This is a genomic window from Variovorax sp. WS11 (assembly GCF_010499245.1).
GTDB lineage: Bacteria > Pseudomonadota > Gammaproteobacteria > Burkholderiales > Burkholderiaceae_C > Variovorax.
On the sequence record NZ_JAAGOW010000001.1, the window covers coordinates 1607658 to 1624417 of the forward strand.

Genomic DNA, 16760 nt, shown 5'->3' on the forward strand with positions numbered 1-16760 from the left:
GCCAAGCCACCGCTTTCCCCACAATGACCGCACGCCTTCCCGCCACGCACGAGCTCGCCGTTCTCATCGGCCGCTTCCAACCCTTCCACAACGCCCACCATACGCTGCTGCGAAAGGCGCTGGATGCGGCGCCGCGCGTCGTGGTGGTGATCGGCTCGGCCTTCCTGGCGCGCTCGCCGAAGAACCCCTTCACGTGGCAGGAGCGCGCAGAGATGATCCGCCTGGCGCTCGCCGAGACGGACCGACAGCGCGTGTGCTTCGTGCCCATGCGCGACCACTTCGACGAGGAGCGCTGGTTCGCAGAAGTGCGCCTGGCCATCGATGCGGCGCTCGCGGAACAGGGCGCGGCGCCCGCAACCGCCGCCGGGACGGTACTGGTCGGTCATGTGAAGGATGCGACGCGCGACTACCTTCACGGCTTCGATGGCTGGACGCTGCAGGCCGAGCCGCGCGTGCACAGCGCGAGCGCGGCCACCGTGCGCGATGCGATCTTCGGTGACGCAAAGGAAGCACCCGAGGTGCTGGCACGCGCACTGCCGGCTGCTACGCTCGCCCACTTGCGCCCCTGGATGGAGACGCCTCTGCATGCGGCTCTGGCGCAAGAGTGGGAGCTCCTGCGCCAGCACGACGCCGCCTGGTCGGTGGCGCCCTACCCGGTGGTGCTGGTCACGGTGGACTGCGTCGTCAAGTGCGGCGGGCACGTGCTGCTGATTAGCCGCGGCCATGCGCCCGGCAAGGGGTTGCGCGCCGTGCCGGGCGGCTTCCTGGAAGCGCGCGAGACGACCTTGCAATCCGCGCTGCGCGAGCTCGAGGAGGAGACGCACCTGGACCTGCCGCCCGCCGAGCTGCTCGCCTGCCTCGCCAGCACCGAGGTGTTCGATCGCCCTGATCGCAGCCAGCGCGGCCGCACCATCACGCACGGGCACTTCTTCGACCTGGGCGACCGGCAGACGCTGCCCGGCGTGCGCGCGGACGACGACGCGGCCGCTGCTGAATGGATACCGATTGAGGCGTTGTCCGGCCTGGAGGACCAGCTCCTGGACGACCACTTCCAGATGCTCGACCACTTCCTGGGCCTGTTGCCGCGCCCCCTCATCGGCGCCTGACACGCTCTCTCCTGAGGATTCCGGCGGCCCGCGTGCCGACTAAGCGCAGCGCACGCCCATGACGCGGCCGTTTTCCTCGATTTCCACGATCAGGCGGGCGGCGTCGAAGGGCGTCTGTGCATCCATCGCCAGCACCGCTTGCGCAACGCGCGCGCCAGTGCGCAGGCGCATTTCCTCGAGCAGGGGCATATTGATGCGCCGGCCCAGCCCGAAGCGGGCGCGCGCCGCTGTGCAACGCGCGGGTGCATCGATGAAGGCGGGCGGAGGCAGTGCTTCGGATGACAGCGGCCGCGGCTCGCTGCGGAACTGGCAGCCGAACAGCACGACGAGGGGCAGCAGAAGCAGCGACCGACATGCCGGCACGCGCCATCCGCCGACCGGTTTCATGACCGCCGCGGCAGCAGTGTGGCGATGGGACGGCCGGGCAGTTCGTCGACCGATGTCCCGGCATGGGATGGGGCGTGGGCCGGCTTGCGCACGCTCAGGGATACCACCGTCCACAGCACGAATTGCATGATGGTGAAGTGGACCACCACGGTCAGGCCTTCCACCTGCCCACTCTGCGCTCGCAGCACGGCAAAGGCCAGAAAGAGCAAGGCGGCGATGCAGAAGGGCCGCAGCCAGTGCGACCTGCGCACATGCGCGAGACGCAGGATCCGAACGAAGCCGGGGAAGCGCTGAAGCTGGCGGCCCTGGGCCTCCGCCTCCTGAAGAAAAGGCACGACAAGAAAGTTGATGGCAATTACCAGAAGAAGTGTGTCCATGGCTCGTCCAATCGCTGAGTGAGCGGGATGATGCCGGCCACAGCCTGCGCGGGAGACAGCTCGCAACAATTGGTGAGATTCATGGGACGTCCGCCCGCGGGAACAGGCGAATCTTTCACGATTGGGGCGTTCGAGGCATCCTCGGGCTGGGTCGCCGTCTGCCCTCTGTAGGTCGCGACCCACGCAAGCGCATTGCCTTCTCCGGCAGGAAAGATGCGGGACCGGCCGCTAAGCTGCATCCACTGCAGTCCAAAAGGACTTAAGGTCTTTCGACCTTCCTGCTGAATCCCGCATAGAACGGACCCAACAGTTTCCTCCTCCCCGGCGCCCCTGGCGCCGTTGCACAGCGTCCTGCGGGGCGCTGTTTTTTTGGCCGTCCGCTTCAGTGCGTCTCCCGCCACAAGGCCTGCACGTCCGCGTGCAACGAAAGCGCCCAGGCGCGCCGGTCGCGGCCCCAGGAGGGCTGGGGCTCGCCGAAACGCACGATCGCGAGCAGCGGCGGCGCCTTCAGCACTTTCCACAGCGAGGTGGCGAGGTTGTCATCGTCGATGTAGCGCGGCGCCAGGCTGGTTTCCCCGCTGGCGGCATCAGTGAAGCGCAGGGCCATCGGCTGCACCGGGGCGCCCGAGGAGATGGCGGCTTGCAGCAAGTTGGCATGGAAGGGCAGCAAGGTGCTGCCGTCGCCGGTGGTGCCCTCGGGAAACACGGCGATCACGTCGCCCCCGCTGAGCGCCTCGGTCATGCTGTGCACCACGCGCAGCGCGTCTCGCCGGCGCTCGCGCTCGATGTAGAGGGTGCCGGCCCCGTTGGCCAGGGTGCCGATCAGCGGCCAGTCCTGCACGTTCGACTTGGAGACGAAGCGCACGTGCCGCGCCGCATGGACCGTGAGGATGTCCAGCCAGGACACATGGTTGCTCACCACTAGAACCGGCCCTCCCCCGGGCGGCGTGCCCTGGACCACCAGGCGGACACCCATGATCGCGAGCATCCGCGCCGCCCACGCCTGCACCTGCTGCTCGCGTTCGGCCTGGGAGAGCTTCGGGAACTTGGAGCGGATGGTCCACCAGCCGACATGCGCATGGGCCAGCGCGCTTACGAGCTTCAGGACCGCGGACAAGGACTGCATCGGGCGGCGTTCGACCTCAACCGTGGACCAGCCGGCCGCCGACCAGCGTGTGGCGCGCCTTCCCGCGCAAGGCATAACCACCGAAGGGGGTGTGCTTGCCCTGGCTGCGCAGCGCCTCGGGCAACACCTGCCATTCGAGCGCGGGATCGACGACGCAGAGATCGGCCGCCCCGCCCGGCGCCAGGCGCCCTGCTTCGGCGGCCCCAATGAGCCGCGCCGGTGCAGCACTCACCACCTCGATCGCGCGCAGCAGCCCGGCGCCGCTTTGCTCGCCCCACTGCAGGGCCAGCGGCAGCAGCAGCTCGAGCCCGGTGGCGCCCGGCTCGCTCTCGGCGAAGGGCAGGGTCTTGGCGTCGGCCTCCACCGGCGTGTGATCGGACACCAGCGCGTCGATCGTGCCGTCGGCCAGCGCCGCCGAGAGCGCATCGCGGTCGCGCTGCTGGCGCAACGGGGGATTGAGCCGCGCACGGCTGTCGAAGTAGCCGATGTCGGTATCGGCCAGGTGCAGCGAGTTGATGCTGACGTCGCAGCTGAGCGGCAGCCCCTCCGCCTTGGCCGCGCGCACCAGCGCCACGCCGGCGGCGCTCGACAGGCGGCACACGTGCACGCGCGCGCCGGTGGCGCGCATCAGCTCGATGATGGTGAAGAGCGCGATGGTCTCGGCCGCCACCGGCACGCCGGACAGGCCCAGGCGCGTGGCGAGCGGGCCGCTGGCGGCCACGCCCTGGCCCAGGTCGCGGTCCTGCGGCCGCAGCCACACCGTGTAGCCGAACGTGCTGGCGTAAAGCAGCGCGCGCTGCAGCACCTGCGTGTTGTTCAGCGGGACATCCGCCTGGCTGAAGCCGATGCAACCGGCCTCGGTCAACTCGGCCATCTCGGTCAGCACCTCGCCCTTCAGGCCGCGTGTCAGTGCGCCCAACGGGAACAGGCGCGCACTGCGCATCTTCTCGGCGCGGAACTTGAGCATCTCGACCAGGCCGGGCTCGTCGAGCACGGGGTCGGTGTCGGGCGGGCAGACCAGGCTGGTCACGCCGCCGGCCGCCGCCGCGGCCATCTCGCTCTCCAGCATGCGCTCGTGCTCGTAGCCGGGCTCGCGCAAGCGCGCGGCCAGGTCGACCAGGCCGGGCACGACCAGGCAACCTTGCGCATCGAGCATGCGCTCGGCGTTGAAGTCAGCCGGCGTGCTGCCGATGGCGAGCAGCTTGCCGCCGGCGATGGCCACATCGGCTTGCTTGTCGAGGCCGGTGGCCGGATCGATGACACGACCGTTGGTGATCAGAATTCTCATGCTTCGTTACCTGCCACGATGCTCATGACCGCCATGCGCACCGCGATGCCGAAAGTGACCTGCGGCAGGATCACGCTCTGCTGCCCGTCGACCACCGCCGAGTCGATCTCGACCCCGCGATTGATCGGGCCCGGGTGCATCACGATCGCATCGGGCCTGGCGAGCTGCAGCTTCTCGGGCGTCAGGCCGTAGGTCTTGAAGAATTCCTGCGACGAAGGCAGCAGTGCCCCGCTCATGCGCTCGTTCTGCAGGCGCAGCATGATGATCACGTCGCAGTCCCTGATGCCCTCCTCGAGCGTGTGACACACGCGCACGCCCATCTGCGCCATGTCGCCCGGCACCAGCGTCTTGGGGCCGACCACCCGCACCTCGGCGCAGCCCAGGGTGGTGAGCGCGTGGATGTCGGAGCGCGCCACGCGCGAGTGCAGCACGTCGCCGACGATCGCCACCGTGAGGTTGGCGAAGTCCTTCTTGTAGTGGCGGATCGTGTACATGTCGAGCAGCCCCTGGGTCGGGTGCGCGTGGCGGCCGTCGCCGGCGTTCACAACGTGCACATGGGGCGCCACGTGCTGCGCGATCAGGTAGGGCGCGCCCGACTCGCTGTGCCGCACCACGAACAGGTCGGCGGCCATCGCGCTCAGGTTGGCGATGGTGTCGAGCAGCGACTCGCCCTTGCTCGCGGAGGAGCGCGCGATGTCGAGGTTGATCACGTCGGCCGACAGCCGCTTGGCCGCTATCTCGAAGGTGGTGCGCGTGCGCGTGGAGTTCTCGAAGAAGAGGTTGAACACGCTCTTGCCGCGCAGGAGCGGCACCTTCTTGACCTCGCGATCGCTCACGCTGGTGAAATTGGCGGCGGTGTCGAGGATCTGCGTGAGGATGGCCTTGGGCAGGCCCTCGATCGAGAGCAGGTGGATCAGCTCGCCGTTCTTGTTGAGCTGGGGGTTGCGTTTGTAAAGCATCAGGCTTGCTCCACCTGGAAGCTGAAAACGCCCTTGTCGTCGCGCGCAAGCGCGAGCGACTGCGCAGCCGGCAACTCGAGCCGCGCAGCCGCGAAGTCCGCCGCTACCGGCAGTTCACGACCGCCGCGGTCGACCAGCACCGCGAGCCGCACGCAGCCCGGCCGGCCGAAATCGAACAGCTCGTTGAGCACCGCACGGATGGTCCGGCCGGTGTAGAGCACGTCGTCGAGCAGCAGCACGTCGGCGCCGTTCACGTCGAAGGGCAGCGAGGTCTGCGCGCTCGCGGCCATGCCGCGGCGCGCGAAGTCGTCGCGGTGCATGGCGGAGGAGATGATGCCGGGGGTGCCGGGCAGGCCCAGGTCCTTCTGCAGCCGCTCGACCAGCCAAGCGCCGCCGGAGGTGACGCCGACCAGGCGCGTATCCGGGCGGACCAGGGGCGTCACGCCACTCAGCAGCTCAAGGTAGAGCGCTTCGGCATTCAGGCCCCCCGCGCTCGGCACTGGCGTGTGCTCGCTGCCCCCCGGGGAGGCGCTCGCCCCTCGGGGCGGCCCTTCGTTGCTCGGAATCGTATTCACGGGAGGTTCCTCAGAAACTGTTCAAGGATGATGCAGGCCGACGCCGCGTCGGCATCGCGCGCGCCCGAGGCCAGGGCCTCGGTGGTGCTGTAGCGCTCGTCGACCTCGTAGACCGGCAGGCCGAAGCGGCCCTTCAGCTGGCGCGCGAAACGCTGGGCAGCGCGAGTGTTGTCGTGCGGCGCGCCATCCGGGTGGTAGGGCACGCCCACCACCAGCGCGTCGGGCTGCCATTCGCGGATACGCGCCTCGACCTGCGCAAAGCGGGCGTCGCCTTCGGCCCGGATGGTGGCTTGCGGCGTCGCGCTTCGCAACAGCCGATTGCCGCTCGCAACGCCTGTGCGCTTCTGCCCGAAGTCGAAGGCCAGGAAGCTTTGAAAATGGGAGGGAACGGAAGCAGGAGGGGCAGCGCTGTCGGGCATTGCCGGACCCCTCATGCATGCCCCGCTTCGGGCGACAGCGTCCAGGCCAGCAGGCCCAGCAGCGACAGGGCCTTGTCGTAGCGCTGCTCGATGGGCGTGTCGAAGATCACCTCCGGATCCGCGCCCACGGTGAGCCAACTGTTCTCGGCCAGTTCGGATTCCAGCTGGCCCTCGCCCCAGGCGGCGTAGCCGAGCGACACCAGCACCTTGCGTGGCCCGGCGCCGGTGGCCAAAGCCTCCAGCACATCCTTGGAGGTGGTCATTTCCAGGCCGCCGGGAATGGTCATGGTCGAGGCGTAGACCGACTCGTTGGGCTTCTCGCCCTCCCCGAACACCGGCTCGTGCAGCACGAAGCCGCGCTCGGTCTGCACGGGGCCGCCCTGGAACACCGGCGCGCTGCCGAGCTCGGGGCGCGACAGGCGCAGCTCGATCTTCTCGAACAGCACCCCGAGGTTGATGTCGCTGGGCTTGTTGATCACCAGGCCGAGCGCGCCGCGCTCACTGTGCTCGCAGAGGTAGACCACGCTGCGGCTGAAGGCCTTGTCCGTCAGACCCGGCATCGCGATCAGGAAGTGATGCGTGAGGTTCATCGGGGCAGAATCGGAGGCCATGCCGCCGATTTTACTGGCCGCCGACAAGACCTACGCCAAGGGCCTCATGTGGTTCCGCCGCGACCTGCGGGTGGACGACAACGCAGCGCTCTACCACGCGCTGCGGGCCTGTCGGCAACTGCTCTGCGTCTTCGTCTTCGACCGGGCGATCCTCGATGCGCTGCCGCGCGCGGACCGGCGCGTGGAATTCATCCGCGAATCGCTGGTCGAGCTGGAGACCGAGCTGCGCGGCCTGGGCGGCGGGCTGAGCGTGCGCCACGCGGTGGCCGAGGACGAGATCGCGCCGCTCGCGCGCGCCCTGGAAGTGCAGGCGGTGTTCGCGAACCGCGACGACGAGCCCGAGGCGCTGGCGCGCGACGCCAAGATTCTGGGCTCGCTGGCCAACAGCGGCATCAGCTTCCACACCTACAAGGACCAGGCCGTCTTCGACCGCGACGAGCTGCTGACGAAGACCGGCCAGCCCTATACCGTGTTCAGCGCCTACAAGCGCGCCTGGCTGGCCAAGGTGGATGCCTTCTACCTGAAGCCCTACCCCGTGCGCAGCCATGCCGATGCGCTGGCGCCCGCGCCCGCCAACTACCGCTCGCCAGTACCGGCGCTGGCCGAGATCGGCTTCGGGAAGAGCAACCTCTCCGACCTGGAGATCCCGACTGGCAGCCAGGGCGGCGGGGCGCTCTTCGAAGATTTCTTCCAGCGCATCGACCGCTACCACCACGCGCGCGACTATCCGGCCGTGCGCGGCCCCAGCTACCTCGGCGTGCACCTGCGCTTCGGTACCGTCTCGGTCCGGCAGCTCGCGGGCGTGGCGCACCAGCTTTCGCTGCAAGGCGACGCCGGAGCCTCGACCTGGCTGGGGGAACTGATCTGGCGCGACTTCTTCTTCCAGATCCTCGCGCACCACCCCCAGGTCGGCGAGGGCAAGAGCTTCCGGCCGGAGTACGACCGGATCCAGTGGCACCACGGCAAGCACGCCGACACGCTCTTCGAGGCCTGGTGCCGCGGACGCACCGGCTACCCGCTGGTCGATGCCGCGATGGCGCAGATCAACCAGAGCGGCTACATGCACAACCGGCTGCGCATGGTCGTGGCCAGCTTCCTCTGCAAGGACCTGGGCCTGGACTGGCGGCGCGGCGAGCGCTACTTTGCGCTGCAGCTCAACGACTTCGAGCTGGCGTCCAACAACGGCAACTGGCAGTGGGCCAGTTCCAGCGGCTGCGATGCGCAGCCCTACTTCCGGATCTTCAACCCGGTCACGCAGAGCGAGCGCTTCGACCCCGAAGGGAAGTTCATCCGCCGCTACCTGCCGCAGCTGGCGAAGCTGCCGGGTACGAGCATCCATGCGCCCTGGACCGCGGCGCCGCTGGAGCTGGAAGCGGCCGGGGTGCGGCTGGGCGACAGCTATCCGGCGCCGATCGTCGACCACGCCGAAGCGCGAGAGCGCACGCTGCAGCGCTATGCCGTGGTGCGCGAGGCGAAGGGTGGAAGGAAGGGCGGCGCCTGAAGCGCCGCCCGGGCCCGATCAGGCCGCCATCGCCTGCGGCGCCTCGGCGCTGGTGTAGTGGCGCACCAGCCGCAACAGCTCGTCTTCCGCGTAGGGCTTGCCGAGGTAGTGGTTGACGCCCAGCGCGCGCGCATGGTCGTGGTGCTTTTCCGCGATGCGCGAGGTGATCATGATGATCGGCAGACCGGCCAGCGAAGCGTCGGCGCGGATGTTGCGCGCGAGGTCGAAGCCATCCATGCGCGGCATCTCGATGTCCGACAGCACCACCGCCGGCCGCTCCTGCTGCAGGCGCTCGAGCGCCTGCAGGCCGTCGGCCGCCAGCGACACGCGGTAGCCTTCGCGCTGCAGCAGGCGCTGCGTGACGCGGCGCACGGTGATCGAGTCGTCGACCACCAGCACCAGCGGGATCTGCGGCGGCGCCGTCGGGGCCACCACGGCGTCCGCGCCGCGCGCCGAGCCGGCGGCCGATGCGCCGCTGGCCTGGAACTGCCGCGCCTGCTCGCCATGCACTGCGGCCAAGGCCACGGGGTTGTAGATCAGGGCGACCGCACCGGAAGCCAGCACCGAGATGCCGGCCATGCCCGGCAGCCGCGAGAGCTGCGGACCGAGGTTCTTGACCACCACTTCCTGGTTGCCCAGCACTTCATCCACGTGCAGGGCCACCCGCTGGGCCGCGCTTCGCACGATGACGATGGTGTTGGTCTTGGCCGTCCCGCGCTCGCTGCGCGCGGACGATTGCAGCAGAGCACCGGCCCAGAAGAAGGGCACCTGGTCGCCGCCGAAGGGATAGCGCTGCTCCAGGTAAGCGGCCTCGAGCTCGGAGGCTCCGGCGCGCTGCACCAGCTCCACCAGGTTCGACGGCACGCCGATCGAGGTGGCACCGGCACGCAGCATGACCACGTGCGTCACGGCCGTGGTCAGCGGCAGCACGAGCTTGAACTGCGTGCCCTCGCCTGGCTTGCTCTGGATCTCGATGCGGCCGCCGAGCGCGGCGACCTGCGCGCGCACGACGTCCATGCCGATCCCGCGGCCGGCCAGCTCGGACACCTGCTCGGCGGTCGAGAAGCCGGGGGTGAAGATCAGCTCGGCTGTCTCGTCCTCGCTCGGCTGGTGGTCTGCGGCGATAAGGCCCAGCGCGCGTGCGCGCTCGACGATGCGCCGGTGGTTGAGCCCCGCGCCGTCGTCGCGGAAGCTCACCGAGACGTCGTTGCCCTCGTGGTGCAGCTCGATGGCGATCAGGCCGCTCGGCTCCTTGCCGGCCTTCTCGCGCGCCGCCGCATCCTCGACGCCGTGCGCGACACAGTTGCGCAGCAGGTGCTCGAAGGCGGGCGTCATGCGGTCCAGCACGCCGCGGTCCATCTCGATGCTGCCGCCGACGATGTCCAGGCGCACCTGCTTCCCGGTGTCCTTGGAGGCCTGCCGCACCACGCGGTAGAGGCGCTCGGAAATGCCCTCGAACTCCACCATGCGCGTGCGCAGCAGGCCGCGCTGCAGTTCGCGCGTCTGGCGCGCCTGGGCGCTGAGGTCGTCTTCCGTCGCCTGCACGGTCTTCTGCAGCGTGCGCTGCACGGTCGCCACGTCGTTGACCGACTCGGCCATCATGCGCGTGAGCTCCTGCACGCGCGTGAAGCGGTCGAACTCGAGCGGATCGAAGCCCTGCTGCGAATCCTTGGCCTGTGCCAGGCGCGACTGCATCTGGCTCTCGGCCTGCACCTCGATGTCGCGCAGCTGCTGGCGCAGGCGGTCGAGGTTGCCGGTCAGGTCGCCGAGCGAGCTGCGCAGCTGGCCGAGCTCGGCCTCCAGGCGCGAGCGGGTGATGATGACCTCGCCGGCCTGCGCCACCAGGCGGTCGAGCAGGTGGGTGCGGATGCGCACCGCCTGGCTGGAGAGCGGGCGCAGCGGCGTGAGCGCCGAGGGCGAGGGCATCGGCAGCGCGGGGCGCGACCCTTCTTCGATAACTTGGCCGGCCGTCGGCGAGTCGGGCTCGGCGGCGTCCGCTTCCGGCGCTTCGGCGCGCACCTCGACGACGGGCGCCGGAGCCGGTGCGGCAACGGCCCGCTGTGCCAGCTCGCTCTGCATCGCGTTGTCGGCCGCGCGCAGCGCATCGAAGGTGGCCTGCAACGCATCGAAGCGCGTCAGCAGCTGTTCGACCGAGGCGCGATCGGCGCCCGAGGACCCGATGGCCTCGATCTCGGACTCCATGCGGTGGGCGCGCTCACCCAGGCGCATGGCGCCGGCCAGCCGGGCACTGCCCTTGAGCGTGTGCAGCGTGCGCAGCGTGGCGGCGCGCGGCGCCGGGTCGTCCAGGTGCTGCGACCATTCGCGCAGCGCGGTGCCCAGCTGCGGCAGCAGCTCTGCCGCCTCCTCCTCGAAGATCGGGAACAGGTCGACGTCGACCGCATCGGCCACGTCGATTGCGTCTTCGCCCTCGTCGAGCGACACGTCGCCGCTGCCGGGGCGCGGCGCGGCCACGACAGTGCCTGCGGCGGTATCGCCGATCTCGAGCGGCATGGGCGACGCCGCCACCTCGCGCAGTGCCTGCAGCGTCGCGTCGGCGGGTTCCTTGAGGAAGCCGGCCGCGAACTGGTGCAGCAGGCGGCGCAGCTCGTCGGCTGCCGCAACCAATACCACGCCCTGCGCCGGCGTGCCGCGGCCCTGCATGTACAGGTGCTGTAGCGCGGCCTCGAAGGAACGCGCCATGTCCGACAGGCCCTGGAAGCCGACGGTCGACGAACTGCCGGCCAGAGAATGGGCCAGGTTGATGGCCGATTCCGGCACGCGCTGGTTCGATTCGAGTGCCCACTCGCCGACCTCATGGGCCAGCTGCCGCGACCACTCGTCGGCTTCGACCAGGTAGACGTTGTAAAGCGCGATGCCGATGCGCAGCGGCCCGATGACCTTGACCTGATCGTCGGCGCCAGGGACGGGCAGCCTGTCGACGGGGATCGCCGCGGCAAACGCCGAGGGCTCTGCGAGCTGTTCGGGTTCGGGTTCGGGCGCGGTCTCGGGGTTGAATTCGGACTGCGGCTCAGCTGCGGGCTCCGGCACCTCCACGGGCGCGGCGGCCAGCACCTCCGGTTCCGCCTCGACCTGCGCTTCGATCTGCGGTTCCTCGGTCGGGCCTTCGGTCGCCGGCTCCAGGTGCAGTTCCAGCGAGAGCTCCGGCAAGGGTTCGCGTGGGGACTCTTCGACCGACGCCTCCTTCAGCAGCGGCACGGGAAGCGAATGCGAGTCCAGAGCGACGGGCGGCTCGTCGGCCGGCATCTGCAACGCGGGCTCGATGCTCACGTGCGCGGTCTCGAGGAAGTCGATCTCTTCCACCTCGGCAGGCAGTTGCGGCTCTTCGACCAGTGGCGTGGGCTTGCTGTCGAAGTCCAGGAAGTCGGTCGAGGCGAAATCGTCGTCGGCAGCGGGCTGTTCCGGTGCCCCGGCGCTCGCAGGTTCGGGCTGGACAGCCGACGGTTCGAATTCCGGCGCGTCGAAGGTCAGCGGTCCCAGGTCCAGGTCGGGCAGGTCCGGCAGGGGCAGTGGCTGGAGCTCGGGCTGCGCCTCGGGCACGACCTTGGCCTCGACCCAGGTCTCCTCGGCCGCGATGTGACGCGCTGCCGCGACCAGCGTGTCGGCATCCGCCACAGGGGCGTGCGGCGCGATCGGCTCCCCGGTGCGCAGCGATTCCGCCACGCTGCAGAAGGGCGCGGACTGCCAGCCGTGCGGCTCGTTGGCGGCGATGGCTTCGACCCATTTCGCAAAGTCGGTCAGCGCACGGCGCGTGCCGGCGAGCAGTTCGGGCGTCGCCGGACGCTGGTCGGCCAGCCAGGTGTTGAGCACCTGCTCGAAGGACCAGGCGGCTTCGCCGAAATCCATCAGCCCGACCATGCGCGAGCTGCCCTTGAGCGTGTGGAAGGCGCGGCGCAGCACGGTCAGTTCGCCGTTGTCGTCCGGGCGCGAGCCCAGCGCCGAGACGGCGGCCAAGCCGTTGTGCAGCACCTCGCGGGCCTCGTCTAGGAAGATGTTCTGGAGATCGTCCTCCTCCAGCTCCCGCACTTCGGTATCGGGCAGGGCCTCCAGTGGCGCCGGGCCCGTGATCTTGGCGGTCCAGCTCGCGGCCGGGCGACGGACCTCCTCGATCGGCGGCGGCGGTGCTTTGCGCGCCGGCGTCGCCAGCGCGGCGAGCTTGGCCGCGATCTGGGCATCGACTTCCTCCACGCTGAGCACGGAATCAGTGACCGAGACAGGCCCGGAGGCCGAGGCGAAGGAGCCGGACGCGGCCACCTCGGGCGCGGCCGCCTCGGCGGCCTGGCGGCCCATCAGCGGCTTGAGCTCGCCGGCTTCGGCGTCGAACACGAACAGACGCTTGGCCAGCGCCGGCTGGTAGCTCAGCATGTCGATCAGGAAGCCCAGCGCGCCCAGGTTGTTGCCGAGCGCGTCGAAGTCCTTGGCGTCGGTGGCGGACGGCTCCTCCGCCAGCAGGCGGTCGACGTTCTCGCGCATGCGGTGCACGGTCTGGGCGGCCTGCTCAAGGCCGAGCACCGAGAACACGCCCTTCATCTGCAGCAGCTGCGTCGGCACGGTGCGCAGCAGGCCCTTCTCGGTCGGCCGGCGGAAGAACTGGTCGAGCGATTTCTCGAGCTCGCTGAGGTGGCTGCGCAGCTCGCCGACCACGGTGCCCATGGTCTGGCGGTCGCTCACGCGGCGATAGAGCTCCTCCATCCAGGACTCGAGCGGCTCCGAGCGGCCGCCTTCGCGCGCGCGCTCGATGCGGCCGGCCAGCTGGACGGTCCGCGCCGTCAGCTGGCGATCGTGCGGATCGAGGTCTTCGAAAGCGGCCTCGAGGTAGAGCACCGAGGTCGCGACCTCCATCGCCAGCTCGGTGGCCGGCGGACGGCCCGAGCGCATGGAGGCATCGACCGCGTTGTTCAGTGCCTGCACCATCGGCTGGCTGGGGGGATGCAGCTTTTGCAGCGACTCGCCGAGCTGGACGAAGGTGTCAGCCACCTGGCGTGTGCGCGAGACATCGCCGCCCGAGAGCGCCGACCACATCTCCTTGGCGTTCTCGATGCGCTTGCGCGCCTGCATCAGCACCTGTGGATCGAAGCGGCCAAACTGCTCGATCGTGTAGTCGACCTTCTGCTCGTTGGCCACGCCCCAGGCGACGCGCACCGCGCGCAGCGTGGCGGCCTCGTCGCGCGCGCCGGGCACGGCCTGGGCGCAGAAGAACAGCAGGTCCTGGCCCAGGCGGTCGGAGACGGTGTTGTCGCCGCGCGCCAGGGTGGCGTACTGCAAAAGCACGCGCGAGGCCGCGCGTTTGACGTGGGCGTCGGCGGGGATCAACGCCAGCGCCAGCGCCTCGAAGAAGCCGGCCGCCAGCGTCCAGAAGCTGGCCACCCGCGGCACCGAGGCGCCGCGGCCCAGGCTCAGGCACAGGGCCTGGAGCCGGCGTGCGGCGTGGTCGTCGCCGTTCTTGACGATCTTCAGCACCTCGCGGTCGAGCTTGGAGCGCACCGCGGGGTCGTACACCATCGCGGTCTGCGTGGGCGAGGGCTTGATCTCGGCCCAGCGCCAGTTCATGTCCCAGAGGTCGGCCGGATGCACGCGCTCGTTGCCCACCAGCTCGAGCACGTCGCGGTACTGAGGGAACAGGGCGACCGAGGACACGGTCTTGCCCCCCAGCAGCGCATTGAGGAAATCGGCGACGGCGAAGCCTGCGCGGTCGATCTTCTGGGCCGCGGCCTCGGTGCAGCGCGCCGGCTCGGTGACGAAGCTCTGGACGGCGAACTCCATCGCCCCCAGCACCAGCGCGGGAGCCGAGTGCCCCACCATCTGCAGCGCGCCGACGGCCTGGTGCAGCTGCTGCCGGGCCAGGCGCAAGGGCGCGGTGTCGGCCTCGACGCTGCCGCCGGACTCGCGCGCGAAGCGCTTCAGCGTCTTGCTGGCGTTGTCGAGCGACTTCTGGATTTCTCCGAGCACCCAGGCCAGCGGCCCGAGATCTTCATGGGCCGGCGCGTGACCGGCTTTCGGGGCGGTGGCGGGGCTTTGGGTCGACACGTTGGGTGCTCGGGGTTCAGGCAATCTTGAAGCGGGCTACCGACTGGCGCAGTTCCTCGGCCATGTGCGAGAGCTCGCGCACCTGCTGGGCGGTGGTGCGCGTGCCTTCGCCGGTCTGCTCGGTCACGGCGAAGATGTGCTGGATGTTGGCAGCCACCACGTTGGCCGAATCGGCCTCGCGGGACGCGGACTGCGAGATCTGCTCGATCAGTTCGGCGAGACGGCGCGACACGCGGTCGATCTCGGACAGCGCGGTACCGGCGTTGTCGGAGAGCTTGGCCCCCTCAACCACGCCCTGCGTGGAGCGCTCCATGGCGCCCACCGCATCCTGCGTGTCGGTCTGAATGGCCTTCACGAGCGCCGAGATCTGGCGCGTGGCGTCCGCGGAGCGTTCAGCCAGGCGCTGCACTTCTTCCGCCACCACCGAGAAGCCGCGGCCGGCTTCACCGGCGGACGCGGCCTGGATGGCGGCGTTCAGGGCCAGCACGTTGGTCTGCTCGGTAATGTCCGAAATCAGCTCGGTGATTTCGCCGATCTCCTGGGACGATTCGCCGAGGCGCTTGATCCGCTTGGAGGTTTCCTGGATCTGATCGCGGATGGAGTTCATGCCGCCGATCGCGTTCTGCACGGCCTGCAGGCCCGAAGACGCGGCCTCCAGCGACTGGCGGGCCACCGTGGCCGATTCCTGCGCTTGCGAGGACACGCCGTTGATGCGCTCGGCCATCGTCAGCACCGACTGGCCGGTCTCGCGAATCTCGCGCAGTTGCTCGGTCGAGGCGGCCAGCAGCTCGGTCGAGGTGCTTTCCACCTGCGAAGTGGTCTGCGCCACGCGGGTGGCCGTGTTCTGCACGTTGCCCACCAGCAGTCGGAGCTCTTCAACCGTGTAGTTCACCGAGTCGGCGATGGCGCCGGTGATGTCCTCGGTCACGGTGGCTTCCTGCGTCAGGTCGCCTTCTGCCACCGTCTGCAGTTCGTTCATGAGCCGCAGAATGGCCGCCTGGTTGGCGGCGTTGACGCGGCCCGCGTCCTCGCTGGCACGTTCAGCGGCGACCCGCTCGCGTTCGGCGGCCAGTGCACGCTCGCGGCCCTCGCGAACCTGCACGAAGCCGATCGCGCCGGCCAGCGCCAGGGCGGCCAGCGACAGCACGAAGAGCATCACCACCGTGCCGGCGCCGAGGCCGGTGCGCGCCGAGAGCTTTTCCTGCAGGTCGCTGAGCGAGGTGCGCAGCGGCTCGCTGTCGGCCAGGATCGCGGCCTGTGCCTCGCGTGCCGCCACCAGGCCCTGGAGGTTGCCCAGGATGGCGCCGGCCTGCGTGCGGGTCTGCTCATAGGTCTTGAGGATGGCCTCGAGCTGCTGGCGGGTCTGCGCGTCGCGCGTGCCCGGCAGGCGCTGCTGGGCATTGCCCTCGAGCAGGCCGCGCGTGACTTCCTGGAAGGTGTTCAGGTCCTTGCCGAGCAGGAACACGGCGTCGGGGCTCACGCCCTCGACCGTCAGGAACTCGTTGGCCGACTTGCCGATGCGCTGCGTCAGCATCACCAACTGGCCGGCGGCCGAGATCTCAGGCAGCGTGGCGTTCTGCTGCATCTTCAGCGAGGCCACGGTCTCGGTCATTTCGAGCAGGTCGGAAGACTGGCGGTTGATGTCGCGCAGCGCGGTGCCGACCTGGGTCAGGATCTTCTGCTGGGCCAGCACGGCCTTGGCGCTCTTGTCGGCACGCTCGACCAGCGGCGTGATCTTGCCGAGCTCGGCTTCGTACTGGCTGCCCACGCGCTCCAGCTTGAGCGCGTCGTCACCATTGGCCAGGCCCTGGACGCGGCGCGTCAGGTCGTCCGCGCTCTCCTTGACCTCGGTGAAGGCCGGCACGTTGCCCACGAGCGCCTGCGACACCGACTTGGCCAGGCGCTGCGATTGCATCAGCGACTGGCCGGTGGAGGCGACCTGCTGCGCCAGCCGTTCGGCGCGCAGGATGGCGGAGCCTGCCACCAGCAGCAGCAACAGCACCACCGCGGCGAGCACGATCGCCAGCACGCGCTGCTGGCGCGCGGGGTTGGAGCGCAGCGAACCGCCGCCGGCCGCCGGTTGCGAGGGGGCGGCGCCGGGGGTCTCGGACAGCACGGGGTCGTTGTCGATCGTGACAGCCGGGGACTGGTCGTTGGCGGCGTCCATTGCGAGAACCACCGACTCCGGTGTTTCGGCCGTCGAATCGCGTCGGATGCGCACCGTCTTTTCCTCGGGCGGCTGCAAGGTTTCGGCGCCATCCAGGGACAACGTCGACCCGCTGTCGACACGCATGGTGTCGCCACCCGCAGGCAGGAATTTCTTGAACTTGTCGGCGATCGAGCTCACGGTCGGTCCTTCAGGTAAT

General features: G+C 69.6%; 12 protein-coding genes. 2 read left to right on the forward strand and 10 right to left on the reverse strand.

The genetic code is table 11. The features are described from left to right. Window positions 1-23: 23 nt before the first annotated feature. Window positions 24-1106: an NUDIX domain-containing protein gene (locus GXN78_RS08140; protein ID WP_106559642.1), complete on the forward strand. Its 1083-nt coding sequence runs from the start codon at window positions 24-26 to the stop codon at window positions 1104-1106. Window positions 1107-1145: 39 nt separating this feature from the next. Here GXN78_RS08140 and GXN78_RS08145 read toward each other — a convergent pair whose 3' ends face one another. The 8 genes from GXN78_RS08145 to GXN78_RS08180 form a co-directional block, all read right to left on the reverse strand. After that, window positions 1146-1493, reverse strand: coding sequence for a hypothetical protein (locus GXN78_RS08145; protein WP_106559643.1), 348 nt, complete (start codon window positions 1491-1493; stop codon window positions 1146-1148). Beyond that, window positions 1490-1870, reverse strand: coding sequence for a hypothetical protein (locus tag GXN78_RS08150; protein WP_106559644.1), 381 nt, complete (start codon window positions 1868-1870; stop codon window positions 1490-1492). Before GXN78_RS08150 ends, GXN78_RS08145 begins: the two co-directional genes overlap by 4 nt. Window positions 1871-2252: 382 nt before the next feature. Next, entirely contained in the window at window positions 2253-2996 is a 744-nt protein-coding gene (locus tag GXN78_RS08155; protein ID WP_106559645.1) for a lysophospholipid acyltransferase family protein, read from the reverse strand. Between the two features lie 16 nt (window positions 2997-3012). Continuing rightward, window positions 3013-4284, reverse strand: coding sequence for a dihydroorotase (locus GXN78_RS08160; RefSeq protein WP_106559646.1), 1272 nt, complete (start codon window positions 4282-4284; stop codon window positions 3013-3015). Continuing rightward, window positions 4281-5243: an aspartate carbamoyltransferase catalytic subunit gene (locus GXN78_RS08165; protein WP_106559647.1), complete on the reverse strand. Its 963-nt coding sequence runs from the start codon at window positions 5241-5243 to the stop codon at window positions 4281-4283. Before GXN78_RS08165 ends, GXN78_RS08160 begins: the two co-directional genes overlap by 4 nt. Beyond that, window positions 5243-5743, reverse strand: coding sequence for a bifunctional pyr operon transcriptional regulator/uracil phosphoribosyltransferase PyrR (gene pyrR, locus GXN78_RS08170; RefSeq protein ID WP_106559648.1), 501 nt, complete (start codon window positions 5741-5743; stop codon window positions 5243-5245). The genes GXN78_RS08165 and pyrR overlap by 1 nt, the downstream gene beginning before the upstream one ends. Before the next feature lie 71 nt (window positions 5744-5814). Next, window positions 5815-6252, reverse strand: a complete 438-nt coding sequence (ruvX, locus tag GXN78_RS08175) for a Holliday junction resolvase RuvX (protein ID WP_106559649.1) — start codon at window positions 6250-6252, stop codon at window positions 5815-5817. Continuing rightward, on the reverse strand, window positions 6249-6848 hold the full coding sequence (locus GXN78_RS08180) for a YqgE/AlgH family protein (protein WP_106559650.1): 600 nt from the start codon (window positions 6846-6848) through the stop codon (window positions 6249-6251). Before GXN78_RS08180 ends, ruvX begins: the two co-directional genes overlap by 4 nt. Between GXN78_RS08180 and GXN78_RS08185 the strand changes: the two genes are divergently transcribed. Continuing rightward, window positions 6847-8349, forward strand: a complete 1503-nt coding sequence (locus GXN78_RS08185; RefSeq protein WP_106559651.1) for a deoxyribodipyrimidine photo-lyase — start codon at window positions 6847-6849, stop codon at window positions 8347-8349. The two genes, GXN78_RS08180 and GXN78_RS08185, sit on opposite strands and share 2 nt — an antisense overlap. 18 nt (window positions 8350-8367) lie before the next feature. Here GXN78_RS08185 and GXN78_RS08190 read toward each other — a convergent pair whose 3' ends face one another. Together GXN78_RS08190 and GXN78_RS08195 are read right to left on the reverse strand one after the other, a co-directional pair. Further along, complete coding sequence (locus GXN78_RS08190) at window positions 8368-14394, reverse strand: Hpt domain-containing protein (RefSeq protein WP_106559652.1); 6027 nt, start codon at window positions 14392-14394, stop codon at window positions 8368-8370. A gap of 16 nt (window positions 14395-14410) precedes the next feature. Continuing rightward, window positions 14411-16741 carry a methyl-accepting chemotaxis protein gene (locus GXN78_RS08195; RefSeq protein ID WP_106559653.1) on the reverse strand — a complete coding sequence of 777 codons (2331 nt, stop codon included), beginning with the start codon at window positions 16739-16741 and terminating at the stop codon, window positions 14411-14413. Window positions 16742-16760 lie beyond the last annotated feature (19 nt).